This is a genomic window from Vibrio crassostreae (genome assembly GCF_041439375.1).
Taxonomy (GTDB): domain Bacteria; phylum Pseudomonadota; class Gammaproteobacteria; order Enterobacterales; family Vibrionaceae; genus Vibrio; species Vibrio crassostreae_D.
This window is the reverse complement of sequence record NZ_JBGONY010000038.1, coordinates 1-23614: the sequence shown is the minus strand read 5'-3', so window position 1 is coordinate 23614 and position 23614 is coordinate 1. Positions and strand designations below refer to the sequence as shown.

Below are 23614 nucleotides of genomic sequence, written 5' to 3'. Positions count from 1 at the left end.
CAGTGACTATTTCTATTCGAAACAGATCTCGATGAAAGCATTACCCCATTGAGATGAGAAAGGCATGATGATGATTGCCCCGTCACACTTGTGACGAATAGTATGCCCTTTACCGGAAACCACGATTGGAGTTGCCATGTCGAAGTCGAAGCCGCTTTCAGCAAGAATACGTTTTGCACCGCCAGTCACCATGTTAGTGATTTCACCCACCATATCGGTTACTTCTTCGTTGAGGCCGTTTGGTCGTTCACCGAGCATGTTTTCCATGATTTCGAGGGCGAGACCTTCATCAAAGGTGATCGACATTGAGCCACGAGATTGTGTACCCACCATACCAATTAGGCCGGATACATCACCACGAGCGATTTCATCTTTCTTAACTCTCGGTTTTTGTGGCTTCAATTCTAGAGAAGCCATCGTTTTTAATACGTTCATCAAAGAAGCTAAAAACGGGTTTACAAATTCAGCGCGCATAATGTTCTTCTATAATCTTATTCTTTCATCTCGGAGGAGCAAGATTGGCAAATGCCATGCGATTCAATGACATGATTAGTCAATTGAAAGCCATGCTTCTCAGCGTTACTGGCGAGTAGGGTGACAAGCGCATCGTCTTGCAGTTCTATCACAGTGCCACATTTATCGCAGATCAGTAGTTGGGAGAAATGTTTGTTGGCATTACAAGAACAGCAGCATATAAAGCTATTGGTTGACTCAACTCTGTGAATGAAACCTTGCTCCAACAAGAAATCCAAAGCGCGATATACTGTAGGTGGCTTGGCTTGCGGCTCACTGACTTTCAATTGCTCTAATAATTCATAAGCACTAGAGGCTTTCTTATTAGAGAGGATGAGCTCAAACACTCGCTTTCTTTGAGGCGTTAATCTAACGCCACGAGATGCGCATATCCCTTCAACTTGCTCTATTAATGTGTGGTCCAAATTCTTCACCATTCAATCGGACATCCTTAAACAAACCCTATTTTCAGGTTATTTCGGCTAAGGAGCCATTGATTTCTATTAAAGTCAGGTACAGAGCGTATTGTGACCCACGACTTTGAATAAGACAAGGTAACTCAAAATGACAGTGTGACTCAAGGCATAACTGATTAGTGAGGCTGAATTAGAGATCTGGTGAATAGGTTTATAAAAAAGTGTGAGGCAAAGTTCATATAGCACAAACAGGGCATAGCATTTACAATAGCCGACCTTGCTTTTGCTGGGTATTCCAGCATATTTTTTTGACTCGCTACTAGGGTACTTTGCCATGACACATTCATGTAGGTTGTCTGTCGCTCCAATGCTCGATTGGATTGATTAAGCAGCCTTAGCAAGGGCTGAGCTAGTTCGAGGGGTACCATAGGAGTACCACGTAGCGTTCTATGCTATTCCTTAGATACAGAAAACCCCCGCCGAAGCGAGGGTTCTGTAAATCGGCAGCACCAATAGGTTTGTTATCACCTGTCTTTGGGCTGGCTGTAATCCTACGAAAACAGTCTTAGTGCATCTCTTTGAGTTTCCTCAAAGGAGCGGGAACAATTAAATATTACATGTATAGCCTAGAACTGGCAAGTATTTAACCGCGTTCAATATGCTTCAATGACCCTCAATAATCTTCAATGACCTCTAATTGAAGCAATTAAGATTAAGTATTACAGGTGATTACTTAAGTGCCCAAGGTTCATCCCGTGTAATACGCAAGTAAAAATATTTTTCATGTTTTCTCGGCTAAGTGATTGCCCGAAGTAAACTCTTTTACCATTATCAAACCCTAACCTGATCAGGTCTAATCGCTCAAATCCCATTGTGTAAATCATGTCGCCTTTCAACCATGTTTCCTTTCCTTCAAAGAATTTATCTCTAGGCAGGTATTTATCATCGATTAGCATGTGATAGTCCATCTGTGGTTCTGGAGCTGCGGTACTAAGGCAAGCTACTTGTACTAGTTTTGGTCCATAACGAGAAGACTTTATAACGATAACCGGACGTCTCTTTACCATTTCAGGTTCTTTCATTCCCTTGAAATCACACATGAGTATCTGGCCAACTTTTGGTGAGTGTTTTAATCCCAAGTTATTCTCCTTTTTTAGGTTACATTCTCTGTCCTGACCAAACTACTTCACCGATGATCTCGAAGTCGTTGCCTTTAATCTCTTCCTTTCCAAGCTCCCATGCTTCATAAGCACTGTTATCACTCACTACCTTGATGCCGTTTGGTAGGAACTGAAGCCTCTTCACCATCAATCGATTGTCATATCTGAATACGTAAATTCCATCAGTAGAAAAACCATCAACGCGGTTCACCATTACAACGCTCTGATTCTTAAGAGTTGGGATCATGCTGTCACCGCGAACAGGCATCAGGAAGATATTGTTTGGGTTGAAGCCAAGCTCCTGCCTAATAAATCGCTCACTAAAAACCATTGCGCTCGATTCTTCTTCTTTCTCAACAAGCGCGCCATGCCCTGCACTTACCTCAATATCGAAGAACTTTAGTTCCAAATAGCCTTTTGGAGTCAATGAGCCACTTTGTGCGATCTCGTTCGCTTTTAGAAAAATATCTTCAGGAATTTTCCCTCGCATTCTCCACGTTTGAATGGTTGATGCTGAAACCCCCAAAGCTTTTGATAAATCAGTGTTTTTTGAGGTTTTAGTTAACTTCTTAAGGTCTGATATTTGTTCGTCTACAATGCTCATCGAGTGCTCCGGTGTGCTCAAAGGTGTTGCAATACGTAAATTATGATCCAATAATGTCTCATGACGACATTGAGACATTCTTGAGTTAATTATAGTTGCTCTTAGTTAACTCACCATAATTGCATAGGTGATTTATGAACACAAACTTCGCATTACTCGCTAGATTTGAAAGTCCTACCGTAGAACTTAAACAAGTAAGCCAAGAGTTTTTTGGTATCACCCCAAAGACGGCAGAGCAAAGAGCGAAAGCTTGTGACTTTCCCGTCCCTACCTTCAAGTTGCGTGATTCAGAGCGCAGCCCTTCGTTAATCAAGATAGAAGATCTAGCTGCTTACATTGATAAGCGTCACTCAGAAGCCGCGCAAGATTGGCTATCAGTAAACGGGTAAGAGGATTGAGCATGAATAATGTAGCGACTCCGATTCACAGCGTTAGCGTAGACCTTTCTCATTCGAGTGAAGCCAAAGAGCTTTTCATGATTGTAAAAGGTCGCTTGGCTTCTTTAAGCGAGTCTTCGCCTGAGTTTGAATTTTTATACCCGATTTATCTGAAGTTACTCGAAGCCGCAATTTTATTGGAAAGCTTGGAGGAATAGACATGCAGGTATCTGACCCTATCCACCTACCTTGCCCCGATATGCTCGGTATGGTTGACCCAAAACCAGAGCTACGCGAGCGCTCTATCTACTTGCTAGATAAATTGCGTGAGAAACACGGCTTATCGAAGCGCCCAAAGCGTAAATCTAGGCCGATGAATTACGTTTGCACAAATAACGCGTGTACGGGGCTGTAATGAACGAACAAGCGGTGATAGATGCACTTGCTAGTATGGAAGCGAAAAGTGAAGCAGGGGACATTCCTCGTTACTCTGCATTCACTAAACGCTTCTTTCCTCGCCTACCTAAAATTGTGCGTAACGATGTGAAGCGCAAAATAGCCAAGCGTAAGCAGCGTCAAAACCCAACCAAAGAAAACCTGATACTAGCTGCAGAAGATGCCGTTAAGTTTGGTCTGAAAAGAGCGCATTTCATTGAAGATAAATTCCCGTTTGTCGATAGTCGCGCCAAGAGCCGAACCCAACCTTTAAGCCACGATATTTTGATGCGTGATGATGCTGTCAGCGAACTAGCAAAAGAGTTCGCTGATAAATGCGCGTTACTGCTTACCGAAGAAAGCCAACCGGAAGTATTTAAAAGCTTTTTGGATGCGATAGAGCACGTTTACCAATTGCAGTCAGCTGAACTAAAAACGATTCATGTTAATGCGCCACAAGTGAACTTTAAAAAGCGCGACAAGAAACCGGAAGAGTTAGAACAAGACCTGCAGGTCGCAGTGCTTAAGATGCAATCTGAATCTTGGATTGAGGGACGCTTGCTACATCTTCGAGCGCAATACATCGAGTATTCACAAATCACGCTTGAACGAGTGGGAGAGGGAAAGCATCAGTCGCCGGTGATCAGTGCGTTGTCATTTGCTAACTGGAAACAGAAACAGCGTGACGCAAAAGCATTCCTTGAAACCATGGCCGTTATGAATAACGAGACGGGTGATTCGTTCAACCTTGAAGATGTGATCAAGCGAACTACTGCAAACCCAGAAAACCGCCGCATTGAAATGATGGTGCGTTCTCGTGGTTTTGAAGAGCTAGCTCAAGATTTAGGTTATACCGCGCTTTTTATTACTTGGACGCTGCCGAGTAAATACCACCGCGTCTCTAAAAAGTGGAATGGTGCGAGTATCAAAGACGGTCACCAAGTTCTCATGCAGCAATGGGCGCTAGGTCGTGCGTTGATAGCCAAAGAAGACATTCATTACTTTGGTTTCCGCGTGGCTGAACCACACAAAGACGCGACCAGTCATGCTCACTACTTTCTGTTTTGTTCGCCTGACGATAAAGATTTCATTATCGAAACCTTAAAGTCGTGCGCTATCTCTGAGGATAAGCACGAACTAGGTTCTGATATTTCACCTCGTTTTGATGTGAAAGAAGCTGATCCGAAAAAGGGCGGGGCGACTGCCTACATTGCCAAATACGTATCGAAGAACATCAACGGTAAGCACATGCCAGAAAACGAGGGTGAAGAATCAGCCTACCGTGCTCGTGCTTGGGCTTCCACTCACCGAATCCGCCAGTTTCAACAGTTTGGCGGTCAGCCTGTTTCCCTTTGGCGAAATTTACGCAGGGCTAAACCGGAACAGACCATGATAGACCCAAAGCTCGAAGAGCTACGCCAAGCGGCCGATTCTTCGAAGTGGTCGCTGTTCTGCCAATTGGCTGATAGTGCAAAAGTGGCCTACCAAACAAAACAAAACCAATACGGTGAAACCACCAAAAAGGTGATCGGCTTTTCTTGGCTCGGTCGTCTTATCGAAACGGCTAGCGAGTGCTATTCGCTAGTTAAGAAAAAAGACGTGAAGCGTCTTCAAGAGGCGCGGAGCGTCTCACCTTGGAGCACTGAAAATAACTGTAACTCTCCCTTAGTTGAACATCTTCAACGCGTGACCGGATGGAGCGTGGAGGGAGTCCAATGCCTGATTTCGCCACTGGTCGCAGGGGCGAAAGTGCCCATAGACCGACATTTAACAATCCAACTTAGAAACAATCGACTCACGGTGACCTAGAACATGAGCAAAGAAGAAACCTTACAAACGGAATCAACCAGAATCCTGAACGAAATGGACAACGAAGCTAAATCATATAAGCCGCCTTTGGGGTTTGGTTTTATTAAGCCATGGCTAACCAAAACCATTTGGTTGTTCAAAGCGTTCAACAAACGTCTAACTGACTTAGAGGGAAAATGTAATGGATAACGAAACCCAAATATTAGGTTATGTGCAATGCCGAACTTGCTCACAACCAAAAGCGATTAAGCAAGGCAAAGGAAAACGTGCGGCGTTTGTTCATGGCCGTTGTGAATGTGGGCCTGATACGCGAACAGGTAAAGCGGCTCAAGCCGAAATGAAAGCGTTTAAATCCTTGGAAGAAGTTCAAGCCGATATCGAAGCAATCAATAACCCAGTTGTGGAAGCACAACCAATGGTAATCCAACAGGAAAAAGAAACGGAATCTAAACCAAAAAATGAGACTGAACCAAAGCCAATCACAACCGTTAAATGCGTTGGTATTGGTGCGGTGCTTGGCTTGTTCTTCGGTGGTGTAATCAAAACAATCAAAGTGGTGGCGTAAATGGAACAAACAGAACAACTAGACCAAATCGAAATTGAAGAACTAGAGCAGCATGACGAAAGTGAAGAGCTTGCTTTGTTGGCCGAACTTGGCGAAGAAGATTTTGACCCCTCCCAATCCGAACAAAAAACAGATGCTGAACAAGCAGCACTATTGGCAGGCGAAGCAACGGCAAGTGCGGTTCTTGGCGTGACAGAGCAAATGCTAAAACAGTTCGGTCACCAAGAGTTTGCTTTTGATGCTGAACAAGCTCAAAGCGTTGCAAGTGCAGCTGCGCCGTTGTTCGTTAAATATGGTGGTGAACTTCCACCGTGGTTAGCTCATTACAAAGAAGAACTGTCATTTGTGATCGCAGCTGGCGCACTCGGTTTTACTTCGTTTAACCAAATCCGAACCCTTAAAGCGATTGATGAAGCGAAAGAGGTAAACCCTCAAGAGACGGAACCAGAGGGAAAAGAGGAAGTGCAATAAATGCAACCAATTAACCCAAATAATGCCCTTAAGAATGGTCACGTGTTTGCGGTTGGTATGAGCGGCAGCGGTAAAACCTCTGCCGCTAAAAAGCTGTTTATCAAATCTACCGACCAAGTAGCCATGTTTGATCCAATGGGCGACTACAGCGGAAAGCTAGCAGGGCGAGTGGTGCGCGGTTATTCCAGTATTAAGGAGTTTGCCGCCGCACTGATTGCAGGACGTAAAACAAAGCAGGGCTTTAAGATTGCGTATCAACCGACTCATGAAACCACATCAAAAGACTTCGATAAGTTTTGTCAGGTCGTTTGGGCTATGGGGAACGGCAAGCATACCAAGCCATTAAAAATCATTTGTGAAGAGGTGGCCGAGCATAGTGAAAATGCGGGTAAAGCGGTTGGCTACCATGGAAAGATATTGCGCTTAGGCAGGAAATTTAACCTACACACTATCAACCTGTTTCAACGTGGTCAGGAAGTCTCGAAGACCATTATTGATAACTGTCAGCATGCTTGTGTGATGATGCAAAAGACCAAAGCCAGTGCGACCTATTTAGAAAAAATGACCGGAATCCCTGCTGATGCGATCGAGCAACTCGACCCGCTTGAGTATCTACTTCAAGACGGGAAAGCATTCAAAAAGGGCGTTATCCGGTGGTAGTTTGTGATTCAAGTCTCATTTAAACCAAACCTAAACCAAATAAGTATTAGGAATCCAAACCAAATCATTTGTTTAAGTAAAGGCCGTCCAATGTTGGGCGGTCTTTTTTATAGGAAAACAAATGGCAGGTTTTACACCAAAAAAATTAGCAGTCATTGCTGTGCTAGCAGGCATTGTGGCAGCGGGTGTTGTTTGGGCTTCAAACAACGTTGATGCTGTTGAAGACCAAATCGGTTAAGGGAGTTAGTTATTATGTCTACTCCAACCAAACTGAATTCTTTTACGGGTACGGGCTACGGTGAGAAAGCTACGTTAACCATTCCGATTGGTCCTACGTACGATGAGATTTTTCTCGAAACCAATCTTAGTGCGGCTCAACTTCGACGCGTAACCATCAGCTTGAATGCGGATGAGATTATCGTTCTTGATGGTGAGCTAATTAAAAAGATTGAAGCGTACAAAGGTCTTGCTCAAACGGATGGTTTTTTCACAATTCCATTAGCTGATATTTCTGCAAAAACTAAGAACGGGGTTCGTTACACGGGTCTTGTGACTGAAGCGGGTGACAATATCACTTTGGAAGTTGAGATTGCAGATTCTACTCAAGACAACGCGCCTGCTATCAAGCTTCAAGCGTGGGCTACAGTGTCAGCGCGTCAGCCTGCTCGTGTTGTTATCCCACAAATCAAAAAGCAGACGATGCAAGCAAGCTCAACAGAAAATGAGTTTCTTGATCTCGTTTCTGGCCCTCTTCATTTAGTGCGCCGCATGCACTTTTTAAGTGATCAAATCCACGCCCTACAAATCTATCGTGATTTCGTGAAAGTACATGATTCAAGCCGTGCGCTTGAAGATATGCGCGCCAAACGAAACCGCCGTTTTTGGCAGGCGGGTTGTTACCACTTTGACCCAATCATGCGCGGCTTTTATATCGATGAGCTGTTTCCTACGGCGCACGGTTCAGAGCTGAAATTCACGGTGAAAACCAATAAGCCTGTTGGCTCAATTCCAATCATTGTTGAGTCGGTGCTCGTTGTTCGCCCTGACTTAGTGTAGGGGGTGACTATTGGCTTTTTGGGATGACTTAACGGACTTCGGTTCTGGTCTGCTTGATGACGTTGGCGAGGGGATGGGCAACTTGATTGATGTCGCGACCAAAGACGACTCATCGAAAAATGCAGGCACAACGCAACAGCCACAACAGACAGTGAAAGATAACCACGGCAACGCGGTTACGGGTTCCTCTCTACAGAGTAACGACAAAACCCTTTTGTATGTGGGCGGTGGTATTGGTGCTGCGGTGCTTTTACTTGGTCTTATCGTGGTTTTGAAAAACTAACAGGAGGAAGAGTTATGCCATTAATTGTGGTTCTTCCTCTGTTAGCGGGTGGTCTTGGCTTTGGTGCGGGTTTCTGGTCAGGAAGTAGCGTAACCAAGCTATTAAAAATCGGTGCCATTGGTGGCGGTTGCTATGTGACTTATCGAGTCATTAAGGGGAACAAATGATACCAGGTATCGGTGGTGGCTTGAGTGCAGGCGGTTCTATGCCAATCAGTGCCGGAGGCGGCGCAGCTGGGCCAAGTGAAGCAACAGGCACTAACTCAATTGGCGGGATTCGAAATGGAGCGATCAACTTTGGTGGTAGTGCAGGGCAAAAGCTTGCGCAAAACATACCGTTTGTGTTGTTAGCTGTTGGCATTGCGTGGGTGGCGTTTAAGAAATGAATTTTATGTTGATTAGACCCACTCGCGCAGATATTGCCGCTCAGTTTTCGCTAATTAAATCCGCGTTCAATGGTGTGTCACAAGCTAAGGCTGAATTTGATTTTTGCTGTGATGCGGTAAAAACCAAACGAGCCAGTTTTTATCACTTGAAAGGGGTAGGTGTTTCGGTTCGCTTTGTAGGCTTCGTCACCAGTGACAATGATTATTTGATTCTAGCAATGACAGGTAAGGGGCTAGTGAAAGCTGCGCCTTGCATCATTGAAGCGGTGAAATCTCAAGGGTATCGCTCAATCAAATATCACACGGTTCGCCGTGGCATGGTGCGAATACTTGAGCGTTTCGGTTTTGCGGTTTCGGGTAAGTCAGGCCGTGAGTCTGTTTTATCCCTTGTTTTGGAGAATGACTAATGGGCGGAGGTGGTAGCAGTTCAAGTAAGAACGTAACCAACACCACGAACACGAGCGGCACCAGTGCCATTAGTGGGGATAACCTTGGTGTCGTTCTCTCTGGCATAAATGGCAACGTTGGCAATATCTCAATGACTGATCACGGCTCAGTAAAAGCCGCGTCAGAAATAGCGAAACGGGCAATGGATAGCAATAGTGCCGCAATGGATAAAGCAGCGCGTTTAGGTTCGGATGCACTCCGCGCTAATGAACATGCGGTGGATGAGTCGTTTGATTTTGGTCGTGATGCGATCAAGTCAAACGAGAACGTCAGCAAAGAGGCTCTTAAACTAAACGGCCAAATTGCTTCTGATTCGATTAAGGCAAATAAAGACTCGTTGAAATCGGCACTGGATAACGGTCAAGAATCGCTATCCAAGGCGTTTGTCTTTGGTGAAAAAGCTTTAGAAAACAGCCGCCGAACGAGCGAAAAGGCGTTAGACAATATGCGCTCGAACAGTGTGGATACAACGTCAGCCATTAAGTCGATGGCAGCACAATCGGGAGAAAACGCCCGAGCTGCTTTAGTCATGGCCGAAAACACCGCGTCACGCAGTCAAACGGGTAGCTCTGGTGATATTAGCAAGGTGGCAATTGCGGTTGCTGCTGCTTTTGCTATCGCAGGCGTTGCTTTTGCACTTAAGGGGGGCAAATGAAAGCGATAACTTTAGAACCTAGTGCAGTTAAGCGTTTTGGTGTCGGTTCGGCTCGTTGGTTGATTGTCCGTGAATCTCAGGAATATCTATACGTTCGAAGCGACAACGGCGAAAAAATCCGTGTAGATGCAGGCGACACGTTAGACGTTTCAAGCTTTAAAGAGCTTGAGGTTTCTAACCCGCACACTGCGTCTATCCGCGTTGTGTATCAGTTGACTAAGCAGGACTTAAAAACAACACCGCCTGCTCAAGTGAAATTTGCTGAATCTATGGCTATCAGTGAAGTGCGATCAGTTGTCACGACCCGACAAGAGATTGCACAACGCTTTATTAGCCGTGACCACATTCTTATTCAGCCAAACAACAAAGTTCGTTTAGTTAATGCTTCGGTTACACGACTAGAAGCGATTATTCAGAACATCAGTGATACAGAAGCCGAGGCGATGCTCGGTGACTCGCATGTTTCTGCTGTAGTGGGATTACCCGTTTTAGGTGATCGCACGGCACCTGCAGGAATCACACTAACAGGAGGCGGTGAACTGTGGGCGTATAACAACAGCAATACACCTTTAAAACTGGCATTGATGGAGGTTCACCGATGAGCCACTTCATGCCACGTCGAGCGGTCGTGAAATACGACCCGCTCACCGAACACTTAAAAAACCTAGAACCTGATCAGGTAGACGCGTTGGAAATGATGCAAGGCATCTACAGCAATCAGGTATCACTAAGCTCGGCGGTAGTCTCATTACAACGCCACGCTTTCAATTCAGATAATGACGTTCACGAACTGGCCGACAGTGTTGCAGCGAATACGTTGCCACGCCTACATGACGTAGCGGAAGAAATGGAGAAAGAACTCAATGAGTGATTTTACGGCAATCGGGCAACTGGTGACCGAAGCCCGAAACCTACTTGATAGCATCAAGGGCGGTGCTATTCGAAAAATGGAAACGGCGTTTGATGCGCTCAAGTCATCTATTGCTAGTGAATGGAATGGCATCAAAACCAAGATGAACAATGAAGCTCTAGCGGCTATTGGTCGTGTAGATACACAAACCGTAATCAACGCGATGGGCTTTACTGCTTTGAACTACAACGGTGACTTTATTGATACCAATGAGCTATCAGCTAATTCACATGGCCATAAAAATGTCTATCCGTTAGGAATGGGCGTTCGTGGTGGTCGCAACGATTGCTTCAAAGCCGAAGTCATTCCGGTTAAGTCAGGTGATGATCCTGTTATGCGCGATAGCGAAGCTAAAGCTCTGTTGGATTTTATGGGAATAGGTCGCGGTACGAAGTACTTTTCAGGAAGTTTCAACATATTGAAGATGACTGTTTTGGATGCCTCTTTTCAAGATTTAACGGGATATGATTTTTATATTCCTAATCAACATATTAAGAACAACCCCACTGCAACGTTTCTTGCGTACACCAAAATTCAAGGTACAGCATCGGTTTCTTGGTTAGGGGCAGATACGGCGGGAGCTTGGAAACAAATTGCGAGTCATAGAACAAGCAGTAGTCCCGGTTCTTATACGCATGTAGATCTGAACTTCTCCAATGCAAGTGTTGGGGATGTTATCTACCTCGCTTTGCCTACCGTTTGCGTAGGCCACTTTCCTAAATCTAAAAAACACGGGCTACTGTACAACCCAAAAACTGAGCTTATCCGAAAGGTTAACGCTCTACATAAAGCTTAAGGAGTTGAGATTATGACAATGTTAGTTGTAACTACCCGCGGCCTTGTTGCTGAAGAATGGGTTGAACATATTGAGAAGCGTGACCGCCTTATGGTTGATGCTGATCATCTCGTGAATACAGCTATGGATATGGAGTTAGATGTCACTCCATTTCGCCAGTATCGCCAAGCTCTACGCGATATCCCTCAAACGTTCACTAATCCGGAAGATGTGGTATGGCCTCAAAAACCATCATTGCCGCAAGCGTCTGCATAATTGGGGGGCTAGCCTACATGACATATAGAAAAACTCTGCCGCGTGGTGTGCGTAACAACAACCCGCTAAACATTCGTGAGTCTAAAGGTGATCGCACTCAGTGGGATGGTGAACATCTACTCGACCTCGATAAAAGTTTCGAAGAGTTCAAGCATCCCGTTTATGGCTTTCGAGCAGGAGCGCGTGTTCTTCGTAGCTACTCACGACAAGGCTTTCAAACCTTAAGTGAAATGATCAACCGCTTCGCTCCGTCAGTGGAGAACGACACCGAGCTATACATCAAACACGTTAGCGAGTGGACGGGCATCGGTCGTAATCAGGTTGTCGATGTGAACAACAACGAACAGCTAGCAAAGCTATTACATGCAATGAGTCGTAAAGAAGTCGGGAGCTATTACGGTTTAAGCATGGCGCGTGAAGGAGTCGCCATGGAATGACCAAAGAAGACTGCAAAAAAATAGCTATTACCGTAGTAGGTGGCGTTCTCGCCGCCTACACCATCAAGTATTTAAGGAAGAGCAAATTACTATGAAAAGCTTATTAGAAAAAATCGGAATCGACCTTGACCAACCATCCACCAAAAAGGGTTTAGCGTTACTTGGCGCGGGAGCTGCTTTGGTAGTTGGTCACCCTGAGCTTATCACCGCGAGCGTATCGGCAGACGGTGTTCAATTCGGTGGCATTATTGGCGCAAGTGCTCCAATAGTATTTGGCCTGTGGGAAACCCTACGCAATGAGTTCAAGTAAATGGCAGAGTATCAAACACTAATCATCGCAGTGGTCAGTGCCTTGTCTAGCGGGGTTGGGGTAGGCGTAACTCTGAAAACGGATGTGAAATGGTTACGCCTTATGATGGAGAAAATGGATGAACGATTGACCAAATTGGAGGGTTCGGTCAAATAGTTTCACTTAGGAGAAGTTTGAAATATCCGTTTCCATTGACTTAACTTCTCGATTTACGATGGACCAAAATCGATCCTTAATATCATTATCTGATAGCTTCAGTTTATGGATTGGAATTCCCATATCATTAGAAACTACTTCTTTCATATTTTTGATTTTGTATGAATCAAAGTTTGGGAAGTAGTTACCTTTCCATTTGTGATGTTTCACTTCATGTATTGCTCTAGTGAGCTTTTTGACGTTCTTATAATCCACGCGATTTCTAACGCAAAGATGCTTTATCATGTTGTCGAGTTCAAAAAGCATTTTCATATCGTCAATTTCAGAAAAAAAGAACAACCATCCCTTACATTTATTGCTTGCTATACATCCGGTTATCCTCAAATTGAGTTTCCAGAATAGAAGTGCTTTTGAGCGGTGTTTACCTGCGTTTGCATAAGAGGTAAAAAGAGCTGCAATGGAATCTTGGAATCGCTTTCTACTAGCATCTCTTACCGAAACTGAAACGTCGCCTTTATGCATTGTTGGGTTATATACGTAGCCAAGATAAGAGAATTCTTGGTCTATGGAGGTTATGGTTGTTTTGTCTGAGTCTTGTTCGAGCTCGTGAACGTTCAAGCCTATCTTTGTAGCCTCTTGAACGAAATCTTGATGGATTTTTGGAGCGTCTTTTTCTTTGCAAAAAATAAGTACATCGTCGACATATCTTTTGTAGAAGATATCAGGGTTTTTCAGTTTTTTGTCTATCTCCATCATATAAATTTCAGCAAGTATATTTGAGATAGATAACCCTTGTGGTACACCGATGATATTACTTTGATTTTTTTTAAACCCTGTAGATATGGCTGCATGAACCAATTTAATTGCTTCTTTTTCTGCCCCCAGTTTTGCAAGCTGATCTAACAGGCTTTGATGATTAACCGTAGGGTAGAAGTCTTTTATATCTATCTTTATTGCAGTTTCGTAAAGTCCAGAGTCAAGTGCTTCTTTTACTTCTCTAGTTGCTTGCTGAGGTACCTGAACACTTAATTTTTGTCCAAAGTTTTTCTGTAGATAATTATTGAGGGCTTTTAGGGTAATTCGGTCTCTTAGGGTAGGGATCGCAATTTGTCTAGGATGTTTGTTTGCCCCTTTAGATATCAATTTCTCTTTGTATCTAGTGAAATTGTACTCGCTGAAATAGACTTTAGTGACAATGGTATGGAGTTCTTGGCTTTGTATCTTGGCGAAATGCTTTGGTTGAAGACAGTCCACTCCGGTAACTTTTGATAGAGTAAAATGTGTTAGATAAATGTCTCTTAAGTTTTCAGAGGTAAAGGTGTCGGATATCGAAGGGGTCATCAATTAGCTACGCTTTAAAAATAGAAAAAAATATTATCAGCACAGGAGCGAACATTATTGCTGCAATACTGATTACTTTGACAATACGTAGCCCAAAATAAAAGACAAAGTCCAGTTTGGTAGCAACTATCGTCAGTTTATTCTTATCTTCGGTGTTCAGATAAGCTTCTACTTTTGAGTTAATGAAGTCGGGCCAAAAATGGTTTTCGCAGGAATCAAGAATCTGCGTGTATCTTGTCATATCTTCTTCAGATAGAGATTCTTTGTGTTTTACTCTTGAATACAATGCTTGTAGTTGGATATAGCCATTTTTTAGCTTTGCAGCTCTATCGCTATAGCGTCCTAATGACGACAAAAGAGAAGCACAGAAAACAAACACAGAAAAGCAGATAAATAGCTTTGAGGTGAGGTCTGGTTGTTCCGCTCCTAGCAGTAGTACTGAAGCAAAAACGCCACATAGTGAATACCAGAAAAGAGCTAGGTTTGACCATGCAGCCATGCTCTTTAATCTTTTTTCGGCATTAATCCAGTTTTTCCGTGTCCACCAAATGTTATCTTTATTCATAGGTACTCCGAATTAATGCCCTGCGGGAATACTTTAAGACCGTTAACGCCCTTAACAAAGAGCTACTCCACAAAGGAAGTAAGCGATAATTCGCTTCATGATTAGAATCACCTCTTTTAGAGGCTTGTAAATATACACACCGACAGGGCGGGTATTATCGTAGCACTTCGTTGTGTTGCATACAATTGCTTAGAGTGGCGCTTAATCATATTTTGATAGTTATATTAACATGTTGCGTTCTTTTTCATGCAATAGTGATGGGTATAATTGAGTATAAACCTGCCAAAGTACATTCAAGCTCCTATGCCCAGTAACCTGCGCCACCTCCTCAATTGAATAGCCCTTTTCAAAGAGACGACTAGCCCCCTCTCTTCGCAAGTCGTGATATCTCAAGTCCTCAATTCCCAATTCATTACGTACTCTTTGAAAGCCTGCGCTAACACTACGTGAGTTGTACGGGAAAATAAGCTCACTTTTGTGAGGCTGCTTTAGTGCGATCTCAAATGACTCACCAAGTAGGGGGACTAGCATGTGGTTGCCAGTCTTTTTTCTTGGGTCTTTTCTATCTCTAACCACAACCGTTTTGTTTTCGTGGTCTACATCTTCCCACCGAATACTGCAGACTTCGCCAATTCGCATGCAAGTTAAGATGCTGAATTCAAGAATGTCAGTGAACGGAATCCGAGTTTTACCATTTGGGCGGAAAGATTCTCGTTGCTCTAATCCGAGCTTTAAGCATTTTAGTTCTTCGGAAGTTGGACGGCGTGTTCGCTTCAGGCTTTTACCTATTAGACTCATATCAATGAGAACGGGTACCGCTTCATCAAATATCTGGTGATTGGTGTCGATGTTGAAAACAGGTTTAGACTTTTTCATTACAGAACGTAGGTAAGCAATATCATGATAAATCGTTGCGGGTTTGGCTCCTGCGCCTCTTCTATTTTTACAGTGCTCGATTAAGTCGCTAGTTCGTAGCTGATTACTCTCAACTTGGGCGATGTCGCAATCCCTAAGCATTTTAATAACGTAGCGTTTTGTGCGGCCTGTATTGTCCCAGAGATCACGCTCAGCCATGAACAAATCGAGGAGTACCGAAAGGGGGACTGTTTTTGGCTGATTGAGTACCCCTTGAGCTTCTAGTTCAGCTACCCTTTTTTTACCGAAAGCTTTAGCGAGTGCTTTCTTTTTTAGAGTTTTGCTTTCCCTGTGTATAATGCGCGAATTCTTTTTAACGATGATTGTTACCTTGAACCTTGGTTCACCGCTTTTTAGCTTTCTGGTCTCGATGGTATAACTTGCCATTGTCCAACTCCTAAAGGGGTACTTGAGGGGTACTACAGGAAGTAATTCCGTTTAATTCTAGGTAATTCACTGTATGTTTGTACAGTATTAATTGAGACTGAATCATGACAAACACTAATAAAACCAGTAAATACGCTAGTAACCGACTTTCTGTTGCACCCATGCTCGATTGGACTGACCGCCACTGTCGTTACTTTCACCGTTTGCTTTCTCAGCAGACTCTTCTGTACACGGAAATGGTAACAACGGGCGCGATCTTACATGGTAAGGGCGACTTTCTAGAATATAACGAGCAAGAACATCCTCTTGCTCTTCAACTCGGCGGTTCTAATCCGGTTGATCTGGCTGCTTGTGCCAAACTGGCTGGTGAGCGCGGTTATGATGAAGTGAACCTTAACGTAGGTTGCCCTTCAGACCGAGTTCAAAACGGTCGCTTTGGTGCGTGTTTAATGGCTGAGCCAGAGCTGGTGGCAGATTGTGTGTCAGCGATGAAAGAAGTCACTGATATTCCAATTACCGTGAAAACGCGTATCGGTATCGATGACCAAGACTCTTATGAGTTTCTAACTAAGTTTGTTTCGACGGTTTCTGAAAAAGGTGGCTGTGAGCAATTTACTATCCATGCGCGTAAAGCGTGGTTGAGTGGCCTGAGTCCGAAAGAGAACCGTGAGATCCCACCTCTAGATTATGATCGTGCATATCAAATCAAGAAAGACTTCTCTGATCTTGTGATTGCCGTGAATGGTGGCATTACTACTCTTGAACAAACTAAAGAGCACTTACAACACCTTGATGGCGTGATGATTGGTCGTGAGGCTTACCATAGCCCATTTATCTTGGCTGAAGTCGATCAGCAGATCTTTGGTTTAGACACGCCAATCAAGAAGCGCTCACAAGTGGTTGAAGAAATGTACCCGTACATCGAACGTGAACTTTCAAATGGCGCAAGCTTAGGACATATCTCTCGTCATATGCTTGGTTTGTTCCAAAGCATGCCTGGTGCAAGACAATGGCGTCGCTACATCAGTGAAAACGCACATAAGAAAGGTGCAGGTATCGAAGTGATGCAAACAGCATTGGCTAAGATCCCTAAAGAGCTAAATGTTTAACCTCCCTCTAAGTTAAAAACTTAAGGTTAAATTCGCCATTAGAGGCTAAATTTACCACTACAAGTTTCCGAAAAGCCACGCATGAAGATGTGTGGCTTTTTATTTATCTGATAAATAAGGATTTTCTTGGATTTGCATACTTGGTATGGAAGCTGCAATGTTAGAAAGTAGGAAAGATAGATCATTAACTCATTAGGGAGACCATTATGTTTGAATTAATCTTTGTTCTTATTTTCGTTGCAACTCTGCTTGTCACAGGTATCACGTTTATGACGGTATTGGCCGCAACCGGAGTAGCGTTATTAGTCATGTTGGTCTTAGGTATGATGGGCGTTGTGTTTAAGTTACTGCCTTGGTTGATCGTGATTGCAATCGGTGTGTGGTTTTTCAAAAACTTTGTACACAGTTCTAACCAGAGACGTTACTAAGGTCATAGTGCCGTCAAATCTTTACTCGTCAGCGGTTTATCGTTTTAGAATTTAAGATGTGTGGTAGAATTTTCCCCAATAATCTATGAATGTGCATACAATTAGCACTACGATATGGAATTGGAGCTATCTCAAATGAATAAAATGCCATTAATTGCTTTAGTGGGAATGCTATCTTTAAGTTCAGCAGTGTCTGCTGCTGAAGAGTTTTCTTACACGGCTAAAGTCGGTGCTGATATGTGGTGGGGAAGTACAAAGTTAAACGAAGTTAGACAAGATGACGATTCTAACTCACCTTCGTTGTATTTCGCATTTGAGCATAATGCCCCAATGCTCCCAAATGCTAGCTTCCGTTATACCTCTGTTGATGCGGACTCGTTGGCTTTTGATAAGTACGACTACACGTTTTACTACACACTGTTAGAGCACAAGTTGATGAACTTCGATGCTGGTGTGACGTTTACTCAATACTCAAACTCTAATTACATTGAACCAAAAGCGACGGGTGCGAAAACATCGACGTTTGATGAGTTCACGTGGAGCTTCTACGGTAACGCAGAGATCAATGTGCCGGACACCAACTTCGATATCATTGGTACGATGGAGTTCGGTGATAGCAGTGGTATTAAGAGCACTGACTTGATGGCGGGTGTTCAGTACCGAATCCCTGTATCAGAATCTGAAATTGCTCTGCGTGGTGGTTACCGTGTTATCGACCTAGATTCGGATGAGTTCTTTAGCTCGGAACTAGGTAAGAGCTTTGTCATGGTCGATGGTTGGTTTGCTGGTGCTGAAGTGCGCTTCTAGGCCATATAAAGCAAATTTAGAACGAATTTTAAGAACGCCACTTTATTAAGTGGCGTTTTTTTATATCTATTGATTATATCTTTCTGGAATTAGTTAGCACATTCATCACTTTCGACCATCCTTAATACAAAGAGCTAATTAGCGTCTATTCTTAGAAGGTCTATGTAGTGAGGTCAAAGCAAGGGATGGAATATGACACTCAATGAATTACGAAATTTATATAGAGAAAACCTGTTAGTTGAAGCCATCATAGAGCCCTCAATTCAAGAAGGGTCTTGGGTTGTGGAGTTTCGCCATATGGGAGGTGGCTTTGTTCTGCTTACTGATGTTCATGGTGAAGAGTGTCATTACGCGGATTTAGACCTAGCATCTAAGTCGGCAATGGCGGTTGGCTTTCAGCAAGTACGCATTGAAAACCAGTAAGACAATTTACGTTTCAATCGGTTTTTACTTCCAAAAAGTTATAAAACATACTTTTCTATTCTTTCTTGTTATTAAAAGGAGTGGTTAATCTATCGTCACGCAATGATTAGGGATGTCGTGACCATGTCTTTAAATAAGAAAGAGTCTTCACAAAATAATAATGCACAGTCTGGGACTAATGAGTTGCCTGGGCTAGCAGCACCACTTAATGACCAACAATTGGGTCATCTTCAGCAAACTGTTTCTGAACTGTCTTCACAGCAACTGGCATGGGTCAGTGGTTATCTTTGGGGAGTGAGCCAAGCTCAGCCTGTCGGTGCTGCTGCGCCAATCGCTCAAGCGGCCGCTGCAGTAGCGGCTAAGCCAGCGGGTAAGCTCAGCATTATCTTTGCTTCTCAAACTGGTAATGCTAAAGGTGTCGCCGAATCGTTAGAGGCAGAAGCTAAAGCCTTAGGAATCGCGGTCGAGCTTTTCGATGCGAGTGATTATAAAGGTAAGAACTTAGCTAAAGAGACACACGTCATTTTCGTCGCTTCAACCAATGGTGAGGGCGAAGCCCCTGATAACGCTATTGAGTTGCATGAATTCCTTCAATCGAAGAAAGCGCCAAAATTATCGAATCTACAATACGGTGTGATTGGTTTAGGTGACTCCAGCTATGAGTTCTTCTGCCAAACGGCTAAAGATTTCGATAACTTCCTCGCTAAGCTTGGTGCTAAATCGTTTGTCGATCGCCTTGATTGTGATGTTGATTACGAAGAGTCAGCAACGGAATGGCGCGCTAAAGCATTAGAGCAAGTAAAAGAGACGCTATCGACAGGCACTGAAGCCGATGTGGTTCAATTACCTGTAGGTCAAGCGGCTGCTGGTCATTCGCAATACACCAAACAAAACCCATACACAGCGACACTATTAACCAGCCAAAAGATCACGGGTCGTGACTCGGGTAAAGATGTTCGTCATATCGAGATTGATCTTGATGAGTCGGGTATTACTTACCAACCGGGTGATGCACTGGGTGTGTGGTATGAAAACAGTTCAGAACTCGCGAATCAGATCCTTTCTAAGGTTGGGTTATCTGGCATCGAAAGTGTCGATGTCGATGGTGACAATCTATCTATCCATAGTGCGCTAGTGAGTAAATTTGAGATTACCACTTCAAACCCTCAGCTTGTGACCAAGTTTGCTGAGTTATCTGGCAGCAAGAAGTTAATCAAGTTGGTGGAAGATAAAGACAAGCTTCGTGAATACGCCGGCAATACTCAGATCGTTGACGTACTAGCAGAGAAGAAAACCAAGCTATCGGCTGATGAGTTAATTGGCCTGTTACGTAAGCTGACTCCGCGCCTCTATTCTATTGCATCAAGCCAAGCGGAAGTGGATGAAGAAGTTCACTTAACGGTTGGTCTGGTTGAATACCAAAAAGGTGAAGAGTCTCGTTTAGGTGGGGCATCAAGCTTCTTGGCTCAGCGTCTTGAAGAAGGTGGCGAAGTTAAGGTGTTTGTAGAGAACAACAATAACTTCAAACTCCCACAAGACGACAATACACCAATCATCATGGTTGGCCCGGGTACTGGTATCGCACCTTTCCGCAGTTTTGTTCAAGAGCGTGAAAACAATGATGCTCAAGGTAAGAGCTGGTTATTCTTCGGCGACCGTACCTTTACTCAAGATTTCTTATACCAAGTTGAATGGCAGAAGTACCTTAAGTCTGGCGCGCTAACTAAGCTAGATGTTGCCTTTAGCCGTGACCAAAAAGAAAAGGTTTATGTTCAAGACCGATTAATTGAGCAGGCAGAGCAGGTTTGGCAATGGCTCCAAGAGGGCGCGTACCTTTATGTCTGTGGTGATGCGACTCGAATGGCTAAAGATGTCCATGAAGCGTTAGTTACTATAGCGGAAAAACATGGCAATCAGAGCCGCGAACAAGCTGAACAATATATTAATGATTTACGTAAAGCGAAACGTTACCAAAGGGATGTGTACTAATGAGCAAGCAAGTAATAGAGCAAGAAGTGCTAGGTCAAGTGCTTGGACCTTTGGCTGACAATGAGCGTCTTAAGCGTGAAAGTAATAACCTACGCGGTACGATTGAACAAGATCTCCAAGACCGCATAACTGGTGGTTTTACTGCTGATAACTTTCAGTTGATTCGTTTCCACGGTATGTATCAACAAGACGACCGTGATATTCGCAACGAACGTACAAAGCAAAAGCTAGAACCGTTACATAACGTAATGCTGCGTGCGCGTATGCCTGGTGGCATCATTACTCCTAAGCAATGGTTGGCGATTGATAAGTTCGCCGATGAAAGCACCTCTTACGGTTCAATTCGTCTAACAACACGTCAAACGTTTCAGTTCCACGGTGTGTTGAAGCCGAACATTAAGCTGATGCACCAAACGCTAAACAATATTGGCATTGATTCAATCGCTACTGCAGGTGACGTAAACCGAAATGTTTTGTGTACGACAAACCCGGTTGAGTCCGAGCTCCACCAAGAAGCTTACGAGTGGGCAAAAAAAATCAGTGAACACCTATTGCCTAAGACTCGCGCTTATGCAGAAATCTGGTTGGATGGTGAGAAATTAGAAACAACAGATGAAGAACCTATCCTAGGTAGCAACTACCTACCGCGTAAGTTCAAGACGACGGTTGTCATTCCTCCACAGAATGACGTAGACGTTCATGCTAATGATCTTAACTTTGTTGCGATTGCTGAAGACGGAAAGCTGGTGGGTTTTAACGTGTTAGTGGGTGGCGGCTTAGCAATGACGCATGGTGATACCTCTACTTATGCACGTAAAGCTGACGACTTTGGTTTTGTACCATTAGAAAAGACATTAGATGTAGCTGCAGCAGTGGTCACTACACAGCGTGATTGGGGTAACCGTTCAAACCGTAAGAACGCAAAAACCAAATACACACTAGACCGTGTTGGTATTGATGTATTCAAAGCGGAAGTCGAAAAGCGTGCCGGTGTTGAGTTCTCTGAAAGTTGTCCTTATGAGTTTACTGGCCGTGGTGACCGTATCGGTTGGGCGGAAGGTATTGACGGCAAACACCACTTAGCACTGTTTATTGAAAATGGTCGTTTACTTGATTTCCCAGGTAAGGCTTTGAAAACGGGTGTGGCTGAAATTGCGAAGATCCACAAAGGTGATTTCCGCATGACTGCAAACCAAAACTTAATTGTTGCAGGTGTCCCTCAAAGCCAGAAGGCCAAAATTGAGAAACTGGCACGCCAATACGGCTTGATGGATGACGCGGTAAGTGAGCAACGCAAAAACTCAATGGCGTGTGTGGCATTCCCAACATGTCCTCTAGCAATGGCAGAAGCTGAACGTTTTCTTCCAGAGTTTGTTACCGATGTTGAAGGCATTCTAAAGAAACACGGTTTAGCTGAAGACGACAACATCATCCTTCGTATCACTGGCTGTCCGAACGGTTGTGGTCGTGCGATGTTGGCTGAACTTGGCTTAGTGGGTAAAGCCCCAGGTCGCTACAATATGCACTTAGGTGGTAACAAAGCCGGTACCCGTATTCCTAAGATGTATAAAGAGAACATCACATCAGCTCAGATCTTAGAAGAGATTGATTCGCTGGTGGGACGCTGGGCTACAGAACGACAAGACAATGAAGGCTTTGGTGATTTCACCATCCGAGTTGGCATCATCGAAGAGGTGATCATTTCAAAGAGGGATCTGCATGCATAATTCTGTCGCTTCAAAGTTGAAGTTAGCAGAACTACTCGCATTGACTAAGACGGAGCAAATACTTCGTCTTGGGCAAATTAATGCTGAGTTAGAACAGCTAACAGCATTAGAAAGAGTTAAATGGGCATTAGAAAATTTGGAAGGATCACATGTTGTATCTTCAAGTTTCGGCATTCAAGCCGCGTTAATGCTGCATTTAGTGACTCAAGCAAAACCAGATATTCCTGTTATTCTGACGGACACAGGGTATCTATTTCCGGAGACCTATCGCTTTATCGATGAGTTAAGTAAGAAGTTGACTCTAAACCTTCAAGTCTTTCGCGCCCAACAGAGCCCTAATTGGCAAGAAGCGCAATATGGCAAACTTTGGGATCAAGGTATAGAAGGGATAGAGAAGTACAACAAGCTTAATAAAGTTGAACCGATGAGAAGAGCGCTGGATGAACTAGAGGCTGGCACTTGGTTTTCTGGGTTGAGAAGAGAGCAATCTCAATCGCGTGCAAACTTACCTATCTTATCTATCCAAAATGGTGTGTTTAAGTTCTTGCCAGTAATTGATTGGACAAATAAAGATGTTCATTATTACTTAGAAGAGCATGGTCTCAGTTACCACCCACTTCGCGAGCAGGGGTACCTTTCTGTTGGGGATACTCATACGACTAAGAAATGGGAACCGGGTATGACTGAAGAAGAAACCCGTTTTAATGGTCTAAAACGAGAATGTGGTCTCCATGAAGACGATGGAGAGCAATATGGCTCTGGGATTTAGACTCATTGCCATTTAAAAAGCTGCCATAAGGCAGTTTTTTTGTTTTCTAGGATGAAAATTAGAGCAATTGTGGATAAGTCTGTGGTTATTCTGTAGGTACTTTGTAGTTAAACTTGCACAAATAAGGCTTTGAGTGTTTATTCGTCATCTAACCGTTATTTTTACATTTTTCTTTAATAAACACTTGCCAATGTGAGGAACATCTCTATAATGCCGCCTCACTGACACGGTAGACGCCACAAGGCTTCAGCGAAGAATGTTAGTAAGGCAACTAGCTTTAAGCGATTATTCGCTTCTACTTTTTAAAAGTAGAAATTAATTTTCAAAAGTGTTTGACACTGAGAATTAAAACGCTAGAATGGCCGCCTCTTCCGAAGTGATGTAAGTCACAACGAAGAGAAGCTCTTTAACAATTTAAACCTATCAATCTGTGTGGGCACTCGTTGATGAATAT

At 43.7% G+C, this 23614-nt stretch carries 35 protein-coding genes; 28 read left to right on the top strand and 7 right to left on the bottom strand.

Annotated features, from left to right (window positions below; genetic code table 11):
* Window positions 1-12 precede the first annotated feature (12 nt).
* From ACED45_RS15700 to ACED45_RS15685, 4 genes are all read right to left on the bottom strand, one after another.
* The gene (locus ACED45_RS15700) at window positions 13-474 is read right to left on the bottom strand and encodes a chemotaxis protein CheX (protein WP_017059940.1); all 462 of its coding nucleotides are present in this window, start codon (window positions 472-474) and stop codon (window positions 13-15) included.
* A gap of 17 nt (window positions 475-491) precedes the next feature.
* Window positions 492-950, bottom strand: coding sequence for a zinc uptake transcriptional repressor Zur (gene zur, locus ACED45_RS15695; protein WP_017059941.1), 459 nt, complete (start codon window positions 948-950; stop codon window positions 492-494).
* Between the two features lie 698 nt (window positions 951-1648).
* A complete protein-coding gene (locus ACED45_RS15690) occupies window positions 1649-2068 on the bottom strand; it encodes a type II toxin-antitoxin system PemK/MazF family toxin (protein ID WP_136997328.1) in 420 nt (139 codons plus the stop codon).
* Between the two features lie 19 nt (window positions 2069-2087).
* The gene (locus tag ACED45_RS15685) at window positions 2088-2693 is read right to left on the bottom strand and encodes a LexA family transcriptional regulator (protein WP_123953419.1); all 606 of its coding nucleotides are present in this window, start codon (window positions 2691-2693) and stop codon (window positions 2088-2090) included.
* A gap of 134 nt (window positions 2694-2827) precedes the next feature.
* On the opposite strand from ACED45_RS15685, the gene ACED45_RS15680 reads away from it, so the two are divergent.
* The 21 genes from ACED45_RS15680 (at window position 2828) to ACED45_RS15580 (ending at window position 12700) form a co-directional block, all read left to right on the top strand.
* Window positions 2828-3082 (top strand): pyocin activator PrtN family protein, encoded by a 255-nt coding sequence (locus tag ACED45_RS15680; protein WP_102350531.1) that lies wholly within the window; start codon window positions 2828-2830, stop codon window positions 3080-3082.
* Between the two features lie 11 nt (window positions 3083-3093).
* Window positions 3094-3288 carry a hypothetical protein gene (locus tag ACED45_RS15675; RefSeq protein ID WP_108212646.1) on the top strand — a complete coding sequence of 65 codons (195 nt, stop codon included), beginning with the start codon at window positions 3094-3096 and terminating at the stop codon, window positions 3286-3288.
* A gap of 2 nt (window positions 3289-3290) precedes the next feature.
* Window positions 3291-3485, top strand: a complete 195-nt coding sequence (locus ACED45_RS15670; protein WP_102460991.1) for a hypothetical protein — start codon at window positions 3291-3293, stop codon at window positions 3483-3485.
* A complete protein-coding gene (locus tag ACED45_RS15665; protein ID WP_016787886.1) occupies window positions 3485-5314 on the top strand; it encodes a replication endonuclease in 1830 nt (609 codons plus the stop codon). Before ACED45_RS15670 ends, ACED45_RS15665 begins: the two co-directional genes overlap by 1 nt.
* A gap of 3 nt (window positions 5315-5317) precedes the next feature.
* On the top strand, window positions 5318-5503 hold the full coding sequence (locus ACED45_RS15660) for a hypothetical protein (RefSeq protein WP_016787885.1): 186 nt from the start codon (window positions 5318-5320) through the stop codon (window positions 5501-5503).
* Window positions 5496-5879 (top strand): hypothetical protein, encoded by a 384-nt coding sequence (locus ACED45_RS15655; protein WP_371714425.1) that lies wholly within the window; start codon window positions 5496-5498, stop codon window positions 5877-5879. The genes ACED45_RS15660 and ACED45_RS15655 overlap by 8 nt, the downstream gene beginning before the upstream one ends.
* A complete protein-coding gene (locus ACED45_RS15650) occupies window positions 5880-6350 on the top strand; it encodes a hypothetical protein (protein ID WP_371714424.1) in 471 nt (156 codons plus the stop codon).
* Window positions 6351-7010, top strand: a complete 660-nt coding sequence (locus ACED45_RS15645; RefSeq protein WP_102315762.1) for an ATPase — start codon at window positions 6351-6353, stop codon at window positions 7008-7010.
* Window positions 7011-7262: 252 nt separating this feature from the next.
* A complete protein-coding gene (locus ACED45_RS15640) occupies window positions 7263-8066 on the top strand; it encodes a major capsid protein P2 (RefSeq protein ID WP_016787882.1) in 804 nt (267 codons plus the stop codon).
* Between the two features lie 10 nt (window positions 8067-8076).
* Window positions 8077-8349: a hypothetical protein gene (locus ACED45_RS15635; protein WP_016783618.1), complete on the top strand. Its 273-nt coding sequence runs from the start codon at window positions 8077-8079 to the stop codon at window positions 8347-8349.
* 14 nt (window positions 8350-8363) lie between these two features.
* The gene (locus ACED45_RS15630; protein WP_016783619.1) at window positions 8364-8516 is read left to right on the top strand and encodes a hypothetical protein; all 153 of its coding nucleotides are present in this window, start codon (window positions 8364-8366) and stop codon (window positions 8514-8516) included.
* Window positions 8513-8734, top strand: coding sequence for a hypothetical protein (locus ACED45_RS15625; protein WP_016783620.1), 222 nt, complete (start codon window positions 8513-8515; stop codon window positions 8732-8734). Before ACED45_RS15630 ends, ACED45_RS15625 begins: the two co-directional genes overlap by 4 nt.
* A gap of 5 nt (window positions 8735-8739) precedes the next feature.
* A complete protein-coding gene (locus ACED45_RS15620; protein ID WP_371714423.1) occupies window positions 8740-9141 on the top strand; it encodes a hypothetical protein in 402 nt (133 codons plus the stop codon).
* Window positions 9141-9836 carry a hypothetical protein gene (locus ACED45_RS15615; RefSeq protein ID WP_132982674.1) on the top strand — a complete coding sequence of 232 codons (696 nt, stop codon included), beginning with the start codon at window positions 9141-9143 and terminating at the stop codon, window positions 9834-9836. Before ACED45_RS15620 ends, ACED45_RS15615 begins: the two co-directional genes overlap by 1 nt.
* Window positions 9833-10438 carry a hypothetical protein gene (locus ACED45_RS15610; RefSeq protein WP_210499659.1) on the top strand — a complete coding sequence of 202 codons (606 nt, stop codon included), beginning with the start codon at window positions 9833-9835 and terminating at the stop codon, window positions 10436-10438. The genes ACED45_RS15615 and ACED45_RS15610 overlap by 4 nt, the downstream gene beginning before the upstream one ends.
* Window positions 10435-10707, top strand: a complete 273-nt coding sequence (locus ACED45_RS15605; protein WP_371714422.1) for a hypothetical protein — start codon at window positions 10435-10437, stop codon at window positions 10705-10707. The genes ACED45_RS15610 and ACED45_RS15605 overlap by 4 nt, the downstream gene beginning before the upstream one ends.
* On the top strand, window positions 10700-11542 hold the full coding sequence (locus ACED45_RS15600) for a hypothetical protein (RefSeq protein ID WP_016796675.1): 843 nt from the start codon (window positions 10700-10702) through the stop codon (window positions 11540-11542). Before ACED45_RS15605 ends, ACED45_RS15600 begins: the two co-directional genes overlap by 8 nt.
* A gap of 12 nt (window positions 11543-11554) precedes the next feature.
* Complete coding sequence (locus ACED45_RS15595) at window positions 11555-11797, top strand: phage tail assembly chaperone (protein ID WP_016783626.1); 243 nt, start codon at window positions 11555-11557, stop codon at window positions 11795-11797.
* Window positions 11798-11814: 17 nt separating this feature from the next.
* Window positions 11815-12234 (top strand): virion protein, encoded by a 420-nt coding sequence (locus ACED45_RS15590; RefSeq protein ID WP_371714421.1) that lies wholly within the window; start codon window positions 11815-11817, stop codon window positions 12232-12234.
* A 91-nt stretch (window positions 12235-12325) separates the two neighbouring features.
* Window positions 12326-12544, top strand: a complete 219-nt coding sequence (locus ACED45_RS15585) for a hypothetical protein (protein ID WP_102307959.1) — start codon at window positions 12326-12328, stop codon at window positions 12542-12544.
* Complete coding sequence (locus ACED45_RS15580) at window positions 12545-12700, top strand: hypothetical protein (RefSeq protein WP_371714420.1); 156 nt, start codon at window positions 12545-12547, stop codon at window positions 12698-12700.
* A gap of 6 nt (window positions 12701-12706) precedes the next feature.
* Here the strand turns inward: ACED45_RS15580 and ACED45_RS15575 are convergent, their stop codons facing one another.
* The 3 genes from ACED45_RS15575 to ACED45_RS15565 form a co-directional block, all read right to left on the bottom strand.
* Window positions 12707-14041 carry a reverse transcriptase domain-containing protein gene (locus ACED45_RS15575; protein WP_371714431.1) on the bottom strand — a complete coding sequence of 445 codons (1335 nt, stop codon included), beginning with the start codon at window positions 14039-14041 and terminating at the stop codon, window positions 12707-12709.
* A 7-nt stretch (window positions 14042-14048) separates the two neighbouring features.
* A complete protein-coding gene (locus ACED45_RS15570) occupies window positions 14049-14606 on the bottom strand; it encodes an SLATT domain-containing protein (RefSeq protein WP_371714419.1) in 558 nt (185 codons plus the stop codon).
* Window positions 14607-14825: 219 nt separating this feature from the next.
* Entirely contained in the window at window positions 14826-15908 is a 1083-nt protein-coding gene (locus ACED45_RS15565; protein WP_371714418.1) for a site-specific integrase, read from the bottom strand.
* Window positions 15909-16012: 104 nt separating this feature from the next.
* Here ACED45_RS15565 and dusA point away from each other — a divergent pair, with 104 nt between their 5' ends.
* The 7 genes from dusA (at window position 16013) to ACED45_RS15530 (ending at window position 23160) form a co-directional block, all read left to right on the top strand.
* On the top strand, window positions 16013-17017 hold the full coding sequence (dusA, locus tag ACED45_RS15560) for a tRNA dihydrouridine(20/20a) synthase DusA (protein ID WP_019822275.1): 1005 nt from the start codon (window positions 16013-16015) through the stop codon (window positions 17015-17017).
* Between the two features lie 206 nt (window positions 17018-17223).
* On the top strand, window positions 17224-17445 hold the full coding sequence (pspG, locus tag ACED45_RS15555; RefSeq protein WP_017059950.1) for an envelope stress response protein PspG: 222 nt from the start codon (window positions 17224-17226) through the stop codon (window positions 17443-17445).
* Window positions 17446-17580: 135 nt separating this feature from the next.
* Complete coding sequence (locus ACED45_RS15550; protein ID WP_108020293.1) at window positions 17581-18252, top strand: TIGR04219 family outer membrane beta-barrel protein; 672 nt, start codon at window positions 17581-17583, stop codon at window positions 18250-18252.
* A gap of 192 nt (window positions 18253-18444) precedes the next feature.
* Window positions 18445-18675, top strand: a complete 231-nt coding sequence (locus ACED45_RS15545; RefSeq protein WP_004735813.1) for a hypothetical protein — start codon at window positions 18445-18447, stop codon at window positions 18673-18675.
* Window positions 18676-18798: 123 nt separating this feature from the next.
* The gene (locus ACED45_RS15540; RefSeq protein WP_371714417.1) at window positions 18799-20664 is read left to right on the top strand and encodes an assimilatory sulfite reductase (NADPH) flavoprotein subunit; all 1866 of its coding nucleotides are present in this window, start codon (window positions 18799-18801) and stop codon (window positions 20662-20664) included.
* Window positions 20664-22391 carry an assimilatory sulfite reductase (NADPH) hemoprotein subunit gene (cysI, locus tag ACED45_RS15535; RefSeq protein ID WP_371714416.1) on the top strand — a complete coding sequence of 576 codons (1728 nt, stop codon included), beginning with the start codon at window positions 20664-20666 and terminating at the stop codon, window positions 22389-22391. Before ACED45_RS15540 ends, cysI begins: the two co-directional genes overlap by 1 nt.
* Window positions 22384-23160 carry a phosphoadenylyl-sulfate reductase gene (locus ACED45_RS15530; RefSeq protein ID WP_371714415.1) on the top strand — a complete coding sequence of 259 codons (777 nt, stop codon included), beginning with the start codon at window positions 22384-22386 and terminating at the stop codon, window positions 23158-23160. Before cysI ends, ACED45_RS15530 begins: the two co-directional genes overlap by 8 nt.
* The last annotated feature ends 454 nt before the right edge of the window (window positions 23161-23614 follow it).

Excerpts from the sequence above, each read along its gene's own strand:
- ACED45_RS15700 (WP_017059940.1), bottom strand. The coding sequence starts at position 474 with ATGCGCGCTGAATTTGTAAACCCGTTTTTAGCTTCTTTGATGAACGTA.
- zur (WP_017059941.1), bottom strand. The coding sequence starts at position 950 with ATGGTGAAGAATTTGGACCACACATTAATAGAGCAAGTTGAAGGGATA.
- ACED45_RS15685 (WP_123953419.1), bottom strand. The coding sequence starts at position 2,693 with ATGAGCATTGTAGACGAACAAATATCAGACCTTAAGAAGTTAACTAAA.
- ACED45_RS15680 (WP_102350531.1), top strand. The coding sequence starts at position 2,828 with ATGAACACAAACTTCGCATTACTCGCTAGATTTGAAAGTCCTACCGTA.
- ACED45_RS15675 (WP_108212646.1), top strand. The coding sequence starts at position 3,094 with ATGAATAATGTAGCGACTCCGATTCACAGCGTTAGCGTAGACCTTTCT.
- ACED45_RS15670 (WP_102460991.1), top strand. The coding sequence starts at position 3,291 with ATGCAGGTATCTGACCCTATCCACCTACCTTGCCCCGATATGCTCGGT.
- ACED45_RS15665 (WP_016787886.1), top strand. The coding sequence starts at position 3,485 with ATGAACGAACAAGCGGTGATAGATGCACTTGCTAGTATGGAAGCGAAA.
- ACED45_RS15660 (WP_016787885.1), top strand. The coding sequence starts at position 5,318 with ATGAGCAAAGAAGAAACCTTACAAACGGAATCAACCAGAATCCTGAAC.
- ACED45_RS15655 (WP_371714425.1), top strand. The coding sequence starts at position 5,496 with ATGGATAACGAAACCCAAATATTAGGTTATGTGCAATGCCGAACTTGC.
- ACED45_RS15650 (WP_371714424.1), top strand. The coding sequence starts at position 5,880 with ATGGAACAAACAGAACAACTAGACCAAATCGAAATTGAAGAACTAGAG.
- ACED45_RS15645 (WP_102315762.1), top strand. The coding sequence starts at position 6,351 with ATGCAACCAATTAACCCAAATAATGCCCTTAAGAATGGTCACGTGTTT.
- ACED45_RS15640 (WP_016787882.1), top strand. The coding sequence starts at position 7,263 with ATGTCTACTCCAACCAAACTGAATTCTTTTACGGGTACGGGCTACGGT.
- ACED45_RS15630 (WP_016783619.1), top strand. The coding sequence starts at position 8,364 with ATGCCATTAATTGTGGTTCTTCCTCTGTTAGCGGGTGGTCTTGGCTTT.
- ACED45_RS15625 (WP_016783620.1), top strand. The coding sequence starts at position 8,513 with ATGATACCAGGTATCGGTGGTGGCTTGAGTGCAGGCGGTTCTATGCCA.
- ACED45_RS15620 (WP_371714423.1), top strand. The coding sequence starts at position 8,740 with ATGTTGATTAGACCCACTCGCGCAGATATTGCCGCTCAGTTTTCGCTA.
- ACED45_RS15615 (WP_132982674.1), top strand. The coding sequence starts at position 9,141 with ATGGGCGGAGGTGGTAGCAGTTCAAGTAAGAACGTAACCAACACCACG.
- ACED45_RS15610 (WP_210499659.1), top strand. The coding sequence starts at position 9,833 with ATGAAAGCGATAACTTTAGAACCTAGTGCAGTTAAGCGTTTTGGTGTC.
- ACED45_RS15605 (WP_371714422.1), top strand. The coding sequence starts at position 10,435 with ATGAGCCACTTCATGCCACGTCGAGCGGTCGTGAAATACGACCCGCTC.
- ACED45_RS15600 (WP_016796675.1), top strand. The coding sequence starts at position 10,700 with ATGAGTGATTTTACGGCAATCGGGCAACTGGTGACCGAAGCCCGAAAC.
- ACED45_RS15595 (WP_016783626.1), top strand. The coding sequence starts at position 11,555 with ATGACAATGTTAGTTGTAACTACCCGCGGCCTTGTTGCTGAAGAATGG.
- ACED45_RS15590 (WP_371714421.1), top strand. The coding sequence starts at position 11,815 with ATGACATATAGAAAAACTCTGCCGCGTGGTGTGCGTAACAACAACCCG.
- ACED45_RS15585 (WP_102307959.1), top strand. The coding sequence starts at position 12,326 with ATGAAAAGCTTATTAGAAAAAATCGGAATCGACCTTGACCAACCATCC.
- ACED45_RS15580 (WP_371714420.1), top strand. The coding sequence starts at position 12,545 with ATGGCAGAGTATCAAACACTAATCATCGCAGTGGTCAGTGCCTTGTCT.
- ACED45_RS15575 (WP_371714431.1), bottom strand. The coding sequence starts at position 14,041 with ATGACCCCTTCGATATCCGACACCTTTACCTCTGAAAACTTAAGAGAC.
- ACED45_RS15570 (WP_371714419.1), bottom strand. The coding sequence starts at position 14,606 with ATGAATAAAGATAACATTTGGTGGACACGGAAAAACTGGATTAATGCC.
- ACED45_RS15565 (WP_371714418.1), bottom strand. The coding sequence starts at position 15,908 with ATGGCAAGTTATACCATCGAGACCAGAAAGCTAAAAAGCGGTGAACCA.
- dusA (WP_019822275.1), top strand. The coding sequence starts at position 16,013 with ATGACAAACACTAATAAAACCAGTAAATACGCTAGTAACCGACTTTCT.
- pspG (WP_017059950.1), top strand. The coding sequence starts at position 17,224 with ATGTTTGAATTAATCTTTGTTCTTATTTTCGTTGCAACTCTGCTTGTC.
- ACED45_RS15550 (WP_108020293.1), top strand. The coding sequence starts at position 17,581 with ATGAATAAAATGCCATTAATTGCTTTAGTGGGAATGCTATCTTTAAGT.
- ACED45_RS15545 (WP_004735813.1), top strand. The coding sequence starts at position 18,445 with ATGACACTCAATGAATTACGAAATTTATATAGAGAAAACCTGTTAGTT.
- ACED45_RS15540 (WP_371714417.1), top strand. The coding sequence starts at position 18,799 with ATGTCTTTAAATAAGAAAGAGTCTTCACAAAATAATAATGCACAGTCT.
- cysI (WP_371714416.1), top strand. The coding sequence starts at position 20,664 with ATGAGCAAGCAAGTAATAGAGCAAGAAGTGCTAGGTCAAGTGCTTGGA.
- ACED45_RS15530 (WP_371714415.1), top strand. The coding sequence starts at position 22,384 with ATGCATAATTCTGTCGCTTCAAAGTTGAAGTTAGCAGAACTACTCGCA.